Origin of the sequence: Streptomyces sp. NPDC057445 (assembly GCF_042802855.1) — a bacterium.
Lineage (GTDB): Bacteria > Actinomycetota > Actinomycetes > Streptomycetales > Streptomycetaceae > Streptomyces.
This window is the reverse complement of the sequence record NZ_JBHVDH010000056.1, coordinates 1-4,740: the sequence shown is the minus strand read 5'-3', so window position 1 is coordinate 4,740 and position 4,740 is coordinate 1. Positions and strand designations below refer to the sequence as shown.

The following is a 4,740-nucleotide window of genomic DNA, read 5'->3' as shown; positions in this document are numbered from 1 at the left end:
TCGCCGACGCCGAGGGGCAAAGGCGCGCCAAGGCCGTATGCCTGGGATGTCCGGTGCAGACCGAGTGCCTGGCCGAGGCACTGGACAACCGCATCGAGTTCGGCGTCTGGGGCGGCATGACCGAACGGGAGCGACGGGCCCTGCTGCGCCGCAGACCTGATGTCACCTCCTGGCGCACTGTCCTGGAAACCGCTCGCCGTGACCGGGAACAACAGCGCGCCAGTTGAAAGCGAATGCCACCACCCGCCAGCGGCTTTCGTCATGGGACACGAGACGGTGCACGACCCGTGGTCGTCAGCGTGCCCAAGTGCTGTCCCGTACGTGTGGTCGCAGACAGCCACAGCCGTATCAGGTGGCCGTTCTCTTCCACAGATGCCGCTCGTCGAGGGTGCCGAACCGTACGTCTCCGCGATCGAGATCGACAAGGATGGGCCAGCAGTCCAGCAGCTGTTGGTTCAAATCGCGCGAGGCGAGGTACTGCACGCAGTTGTAGGGCACGATCAGCAGCCCGTTGCTCTCGCAGACTAGCTCTGTGTCGATGGCAAGGGGCGGCTCGTCATCGCGCTGGCTGCACGCGAGGAACGCCACAGCGAGTTGCAGGGCTTCGTCCTGCTGCATCATGCGCCTCCAGTTCCGCCGGCTCGGCGAAGCGCAGCCTAACCGCCCTGCGATGATCCGTGCGGGGCTGCTGAGATCACAGCGTCGGAGCCGTCGGGGTATGAGTCGACGAGCGCCTCGACGCAGACCACGATGCGCGGCAGCAGGCCGCGAAGAAGGCCTCCGAAGCAGCTCGGGAGGCAGCCCAGCGCGAAGCGCGCCGACCCGCCTGCACCAGCTGCGGGACGCGGTTCATCGACGAACGCTGGGAAGCCGCCGAGGAGACGGACTGGGGCCGCCGCGTCGACACCCACCCCACGCTCTGCGCCGACTGCAAGCACCACGCCCTCGCCGCCGACCATCGACCCCAGGGCAGCAGCCTCGCGGGCCGGAGCACCAAGACGGGGAGGAGCTCGACTTCCGGCGCTACCCCCGCCGTCCCGTCTGTGCCGAGTGCCGGGAGCCGTTCACCGACGAACGGTGGAAGGCGGTCGAGCGGGTTGGCTGGGGTAGCGCCGCAGAGCGTCGGCCGACGTTGTGCGAGACCTGCGCCCGTGAGGACGACGCCAGCATCGAGGAGGCGTGGACCGGCGCACGTCTCAGCCAGGTGCCTCAGGAGCGGCAGGACCATCCGCTGGTGCCCAAGCCGAAGACCGGCGGAGGGTTCTCGCGCCTGCGCTCCTGACCCGGCAGGTCTCAACCGAGGCCACGTGCGGGCTCAAGGCAACCTTGGCGAGCCTGTAAATGGAGAGTTGTTGCCGCACTTCGTGGTGTGGGGCCTGGCGCCGGGGGCCTGCGGGGTATGGCGGCGTCGAGGTCTCACGGACAACGCGGGCTGGGCTGGATGACCTGTGATTTTGGCAGGTGTTGATCTGTTTTCGGTCCGCCTGCCAGTTATTGCGGGTTCTGAGTGTTACGCAGGGTGTTCGAAGGCGATCCGATCTGTTGGAGTCTGGTACTCGGGGGGATGTTCCGTTTGGGAGGAAACGGGCTTTGGGCTGACCGGTTCGCCGGAGAACCGGAGGGAGGTAGATCTGCCGCGCTCCAAGATCAGGATGCGTTTGGCCGGGATCAGGGGTGCGGTCTGCGCGGTTGCTGGACGCCTAAGCGGAGCGATTTCCAAGGGAGTGTGAGGGCGGGCGTTCGGGTGCTCTCTTCTGTGCCGCACAGATCCGGGAGTCGTAAGGCTTGCTCACAACCTGTGAGGTTCTTGAGAACACCAGGGTGGCATAAACGTTCGAGCGCTCGCGGCAGTCACGTCATATGATCCCTAAGCGATTTGCAAGCGAGATCGATTGGCTCGGGTTCGTCGCCCGAGCTTGACGAGGGGGATCTATGCGCGCGTCTCGGATGGCAGCTGTTGTGACAGGTGCCATGGCCATTGGAGTCCTGGGCATCGCACCGGCGTTCGCGGAAGGCGGCTTTACCAGCAGCATCAGCGGATGGCTTCCGGGTAAGGACTCCCGCACCTGGAACGACAGCAACAACGACAGTGTCTCGACGAGTGTCAAGTTCGCCGGCTGCTCTGTCGACAACGGCCGGTTCACCTACGCGGGACTTCAGCTGAAGAAGGCGCGCCCCGGGCTGCCGGATACGGTCGTCAACAGAGACAACAACTACTGCGACACGTCGAGCTTCGGTGACAAGGCTGCCGGAACCTACTACTTCCACTACTCGAACCTGAACGGGCAGGACAGCGTTTCCGCCTACCTGATCGTCAACACGGTCACAGTGCGTTACTGACCGGTTTGGGGGGTGCGGGGTGACCGGTTGCAACCGGTCACCCCGCACCCCCCAAACCGGTCAGTAACGCACTGTGACCGTGTTGACGATCAGGTAGGCGGAAACGCTGTCCTGCCCGTTCAGGTTCGAGTAGTGGAAGTAGTAGGTTCCGGCAGCCTTGTCACCGAAGCTCGACGTGTCGCAGTAGTTGTTGTCTCTGTTGACGACCGTATCCGGCAGCCCGGGGCGCGCCTTCTTCAGCTGAAGTCCCGCGTAGGTGAACCGGCCGTTGTCGACAGAGCAGCCGGCGAACTTGACACTCGTCGAGACACTGTCGTTGTTGCTGTCGTTCCAGGTGCGGGAGTCCTTACCCGGAAGCCATCCGCTGATGCTGCTGGTAAAGCCGCCTTCCGCGAACGCCGGTGCGATGCCCAGGACTCCAATGGCCATGGCACCTGTCACAACAGCTGCCATCCGAGACGCGCGCATAGATCCCCCTCGTCAAGCTCGGGCGACGAACCCGAGCCAATCGATCTCGCTTGCAAATCGCTTAGGGATCATATGACGTGACTGCCGCGAGCGCTCGAACGTTTATGCCACCCTGGTGTTCTCAAGAACCTCACAGGTTGTGAGCAAGCCTTACGACTCCCGGATCTGTGCGGCACAGAAGAGAGCACCCGAACGCCCGCCCTCACACTCCCTTGGAAATCGCTCCGCTTAGGCGTCCAGCAACCGCGCAGACCGCACCCCTGATCCCGGCCAAACGCATCCTGATCTTGGAGCGCGGCAGATCTACCTCCCTCCGGTTCTCCGGCGAACCGGTCAGCCCAAAGCCCGTTTCCTCCCAAACGGAACATCCCCCCGAGTACCAGACTCCAACAGATCGGATCGCCTTCGAACACCCTGCGTAACACTCAGAACCCGCAATAACTGGCAGGCGGACCGAAAACAGATCAACACCTGCCAAAATCACAGGTCATCCAGCCCAGCCCGCGTTGTCCGTGAGACCTCGACGCCGCCATACCCCGCAGGCCCCCGGCGCCAGGCCCCACACCACGAAGTGCGGCAACAACTCTCCATTTACAGGCTCGCCAAGGTTGCCTTGAGCCCGCACGTGGCCTCGGTTGAGACCTGCCGGGTCAGGAGCGCAGGCGCGAGAACCCTCCGCCGGTCTTCGGCTTGGGCACCAGCGGATGGTCCTGCCGCTCCTGAGGCACCTGGCTGAGACGTGCGCCGGTCCACGCCTCCTCGATGCTGGCGTCGTCCTCACGGGCGCAGGTCTCGCACAACGTCGGCCGACGCTCTGCGGCGCTACCCCAGCCAACCCGCTCGACCGCCTTCCACCGTTCGTCGGTGAACGGCTCCCGGCACTCGGCACAGACGGGACGGCGGGGGTAGCGCCGGAAGTCGAGCTCCTCCCCGTCTTGGTGCTCCGGCCCGCGAGGCTGCTGCCCTGGGGTCGATGGTCGGCGGCGAGGGCGTGGTGCTTGCAGTCGGCGCAGAGCGTGGGGTGGGTGTCGACGCGGCGGCCCCAGTCCGTCTCCTCGGCGGCTTCCCAGCGTTCGTCGATGAACCGCGTCCCGCAGCTGGTGCAGGCGGGTCGGCGCGCTTCGCGCTGGGCTGCCTCCCGAGCTGCTTCGGAGGCCTTCTTCGCGGCCTGCTGCCGCGCATCGTGGTCTGCGTCGAGGCGCTCGTCGACTCATACCCCGACGGCTCCGACGCTGTGATCTCAGCAGCCCCGCACGGATCATCGCAGGGCGGTTAGGCTGCGCTTCGCCGAGCCGGCGGAACTGGAGGCGCATGATGCAGCAGGACGAAGCCCTGCAACTCGCTGTGGCGTTCCTCGCGTGCAGCCAGCGCGATGACGAGCCGCCCCTTGCCATCGACACAGAGCTAGTCTGCGAGAGCAACGGGCTGCTGATCGTGCCCTACAACTGCGTGCAGTACCTCGCCTCGCGCGATTTGAACCAACAGCTGCTGGACTGCTGGCCCATCCTTGTCGATCTCGATCGCGGAGACGTACGGTTCGGCACCCTCGACGAGCGGCATCTGTGGAAGAGAACGGCCACCTGATACGGCTGTGGCTGTCTGCGACCACACGTACGGGACAGCACTTGGGCACGCTGACGACCACGGGTCGTGCACCGTCTCGTGTCCCATGACGAAAGCCGCTGGCGGGTGGTGGCATTCGCTTTCAACTGGCGCGCTGTTGTTCCCGGTCACGGCGAGCGGTTTCCAGGACAGTGCGCCAGGAGGTGACATCAGGTCTGCGGCGCAGCAGGGCCCGTCGCTCCCGTTCGGTCATGCCGCCCCAGACGCCGAACTCGATGCGGTTGTCCAGTGCCTCGGCCAGGCACTCGGTCTGCACCGGACATCCCAGGCATACGGCCTTGGCGCGCCTTTGCCCCTCGGCGTCGGCGA

At 65.3% G+C, this 4,740-nt stretch carries 8 protein-coding genes; 4 read left to right on the top strand and 4 right to left on the bottom strand.

Translation table 11 applies throughout. From position 1 onward, the window contains the following. Positions 1 to 227: WhiB family transcriptional regulator (locus ACFU5O_RS37335; protein ID WP_384247445.1), on the top strand; the 227-nt coding region annotated here is incomplete at its 5' end. 121 nt (positions 228 to 348) lie between these two features. On the opposite strand, the gene ACFU5O_RS37330 is transcribed toward ACFU5O_RS37335, so the two are convergent. After that, entirely contained in the window at positions 349 to 621 is a 273-nt protein-coding gene (locus ACFU5O_RS37330) for a hypothetical protein (protein WP_384247447.1), read from the bottom strand. 511 nt (positions 622 to 1,132) lie between these two features. Here ACFU5O_RS37330 and ACFU5O_RS37325 point away from each other — a divergent pair. Both ACFU5O_RS37325 and ACFU5O_RS37320 read left to right on the top strand, forming a co-directional pair. After that, positions 1,133 to 1,282, top strand: a complete 150-nt coding sequence (locus ACFU5O_RS37325) for a hypothetical protein (protein ID WP_384247449.1) — start codon at positions 1,133 to 1,135, stop codon at positions 1,280 to 1,282. A gap of 689 nt (positions 1,283 to 1,971) precedes the next feature. Further along, a complete protein-coding gene (locus ACFU5O_RS37320) occupies positions 1,972 to 2,340 on the top strand; it encodes a hypothetical protein (protein WP_384247452.1) in 369 nt (122 codons plus the stop codon). 60 nt (positions 2,341 to 2,400) lie between these two features. Here the strand turns inward: ACFU5O_RS37320 and ACFU5O_RS37315 are convergent, their stop codons facing one another. Next, positions 2,401 to 2,769, bottom strand: a complete 369-nt coding sequence (locus ACFU5O_RS37315) for a hypothetical protein (RefSeq protein ID WP_384247452.1) — start codon at positions 2,767 to 2,769, stop codon at positions 2,401 to 2,403. Between the two features lie 689 nt (positions 2,770 to 3,458). Continuing rightward, positions 3,459 to 3,608, bottom strand: coding sequence for a hypothetical protein (locus tag ACFU5O_RS37310; RefSeq protein WP_384247449.1), 150 nt, complete (start codon positions 3,606 to 3,608; stop codon positions 3,459 to 3,461). Between the two features lie 511 nt (positions 3,609 to 4,119). Here ACFU5O_RS37310 and ACFU5O_RS37305 point away from each other — a divergent pair. Then, positions 4,120 to 4,392 (top strand): hypothetical protein, encoded by a 273-nt coding sequence (locus ACFU5O_RS37305; protein WP_384247447.1) that lies wholly within the window; start codon positions 4,120 to 4,122, stop codon positions 4,390 to 4,392. A 121-nt stretch (positions 4,393 to 4,513) separates the two neighbouring features. On the opposite strand, the gene ACFU5O_RS37300 is transcribed toward ACFU5O_RS37305, so the two are convergent. After that, positions 4,514 to 4,740: WhiB family transcriptional regulator (locus tag ACFU5O_RS37300; RefSeq protein ID WP_384247445.1), on the bottom strand; the 227-nt coding region annotated here is incomplete at its 5' end.

Bases quoted from the DNA above. Each gene is read 5' to 3' on its own strand.
- ACFU5O_RS37305 (WP_384247447.1), top strand. From the start codon at position 4,120: ATGATGCAGCAGGACGAAGCCCTGCAACTCGCTGTGGCGTTCCTCGCG.
- ACFU5O_RS37330 (WP_384247447.1), bottom strand. From the start codon at position 621: ATGATGCAGCAGGACGAAGCCCTGCAACTCGCTGTGGCGTTCCTCGCG.
- ACFU5O_RS37320 (WP_384247452.1), top strand. From the start codon at position 1,972: ATGGCCATTGGAGTCCTGGGCATCGCACCGGCGTTCGCGGAAGGCGGC.
- ACFU5O_RS37315 (WP_384247452.1), bottom strand. From the start codon at position 2,769: ATGGCCATTGGAGTCCTGGGCATCGCACCGGCGTTCGCGGAAGGCGGC.